Here is a 2364-nt window from a genome sequence, read left to right as displayed (position 1 = left end):
CTCCGCCGTGCGCGGCCCCGGCACCGAGCAGCGCCTCGCCGACGGCCGCACGCTGCGCTACTACGACGACGGCGGCGGCTCCGGCGCCGACCGCCCGCGCGACGACGAGCGGCCGATGACGGAGGCCGACCGCGGGCGCGCCGGCGAGGTGCGCCAGGACCCGCTGACCGGCGACTGGGTCGCCGTGGCCGCGCACCGCATGACCCGCACCTTCCTGCCCCCCGCCGGGCAGTGCCCCCTGTGCCCCAGCGGCAGCGAGGGCTCTTCCGGGCAGCCGTCGGAGGTGCCCGCGCGGGCCTACGACGTCGCCGTCCTCGACAACCGCTTCCCCTCCTTCGCCGAGGTCGCCACGGGCCCGGACGACGGCACGCTCCTCGACGGGGAGGAGCTGTGGCCGGTGGGCCGCGCCGTCGGGCGCACCGAGGTCGTCTGCTTCTCCGACGACCACGACGCGTCCTTCGGCGACCTGGGCGTCGACCGCCTCCGGACGGTCGTGCGGGCGCTGGCGCACCGCACCGAGGAGCTGTCCGCGCTGCCCGACGTGGCGCAGGTCTTCTGCTTCGAGAACCGCGGCGAGGAGATCGGCGTCACGCTGCGCCACCCGCACGGGCAGGTCTACGCCTACCCGTTCGTGCCGCCGCGCACGCAGGCGCTGCTGCGCCGGGCCCGCGCCCACCGCGAGCGCACGGGCGGCAACCTCCTCGCCGACGTCCTCGCCGCGGAGAAGCGGGCGGGCACACGCGTGGTCCTCGAGGCCGAGCACTGGACCGCCTACGTGCCCGCGGCGGCGCGCTGGCCCGTGGAGGTGCACCTGGCGCCGCACCGCGGCGTCCCGGACCTCGCCGCACTGGAGGACGACGAGCGCGAGGAGCTGGCCCACGTCCAGCTCGACCTCGTGCAGCGGCTCGACCGCTTCTTCGACGAGGTCGACCACCTGCCGTACATCTCGGGGTGGCACCAGGCCCCGACCGGCGAGGGCCGCGACCTCGGGCGCCTGCACCTGCAGGCCTTCTCGCTGCTGCGCTCGCCCGGCAAGCTCAAGTACCTGGCCGGCTCGGAGTCGGGCGTGGCCGCGTGGATCAACGACAGGACGCCCGAGGCGATCGCCGAGCGGCTGCGGGAGGTGGCCCGATGAGCGGCCCGACGGACGGCACGAGGGACGGCACGACGGCGAGCGGGGAGGCGGCGCCCGGGGCCGGCGTCGACCGGGTGCCCGACCCCGACCCCGCGCGCCTGCTGGCGCAGGTGCGCGAGGTCTTCACCCGCGCCCACGGCGGCGAGCCCGCCGGCGTCTGGGCCGCCCCGGGCCGTGTGAACCTCGTCGGCGAGCACGTGGACTACGCCGGAGGCACCTCGCTGCCCCTCGCGCTGCCGCACCGCACGCTCGTCGCCGTGCGCCCCCGCGAGGACGGGCGCGTGCGGCTCGTGTCGGCCTGGGCGCCGGACGAGCCGTGGGAGGGCGCGCTGGCGGACGTCCGCCCCGGCGAGGGCGGCCGCGCCGGCTCGGTCGAGGGCTGGCCGGCCTACCCGGCCGGGGTGCTGTGGGCGCTCGGCCAGGGTGCGACGGGCAGCGGCAGGACGGGCTGGGACGTCCCGGGCGTGGACCTCGCCGTCGCCTCCGACGTGCCCGTGGGCGCCGGCCTGTCGAGCTCGGCGGCGCTCACCTGCTCGACCGCCCTCGCCGTCGCCGACCTGCTGGGCCACGAGGACGACGACGCCCTGCGGGCCGCGCTCGTGGCGGCCTGCGTGCGCGCGGAGAACGAGGTGGCCGGCTCACCGACGGGCGGCATGGACCAGCAGGCCTCCCTGCGCGCCCGCGCCGGCCACCTGCTGCTGCTGGACTCCGCCGACGGGTCCGTCGAGCAGGTGCCCCTCGCGCTGGAGGCGCACGGCCTCGTGCTCCTCGTCGTCGACACGCGCGCGCCCCACCGCCTCGTCGACGGGCAGTACGCGCAGCGGCGGGCCGCGTGCACCCGCGCGGCCGAGCTGCTCGGGGTCCGGCACCTGGCGCGGGCGGCGGGCGACGACGGCGTCGGGCCGGTGCTCGAGCGGCTGCGGGCGGCCGGGGCGGACGACGAGGTCGTCCGCCGGGCGCGGCACGTGCTCACCGAGGAGGAGCGCACCCGCGAGGTCGTGCGGCTCCTGCGCGCCGACCGGCCGCAGGAGGTCGGCCCCCTCCTCGACGGCTCGCACGCGTCCCTGCGCGACGACCACGAGGTGTCCTCCCCCGAGCTCGACGTCGTCACCGACGCCGCGCGGGAGGCGGGGGCGCTGGGCGCGCGCATGACGGGCGGCGGCTTCGGCGGGTCCGCGGTGGCGCTCGTGCGGGCCGACGGGGTCGACGCCGTCGCCGACGCCGTGGGG

General features: G+C 78.6%; 2 protein-coding genes. Both read left to right on the top strand.

Annotated features, from left to right (window positions below; translation table 11 throughout):
• The first annotated feature begins 7 nt into the window (after positions 1-7).
• Positions 8-1135: a galactose-1-phosphate uridylyltransferase gene (gene galT / locus HLB09_RS15820; RefSeq protein ID WP_409373018.1), complete on the top strand. Its 1128-nt coding sequence runs from the start codon at positions 8-10 to the stop codon at positions 1133-1135.
• A partial coding sequence (gene galK / locus HLB09_RS15815; RefSeq protein WP_171204275.1) for a galactokinase occupies positions 1132-2364 on the top strand: 1233 nt, incomplete at its 3' end. The genes galT and galK, both read left to right, overlap by 4 nt.

Origin of the sequence: Pseudokineococcus marinus, from assembly GCF_013004605.1 — a bacterium.
In the GTDB taxonomy this organism is placed as follows: domain Bacteria; phylum Actinomycetota; class Actinomycetes; order Actinomycetales; family Quadrisphaeraceae; genus Pseudokineococcus; species Pseudokineococcus marinus.
The sequence above is the reverse complement of the archived record's forward strand: the minus strand, read 5'-3'. Positions and strand labels throughout refer to the sequence as shown.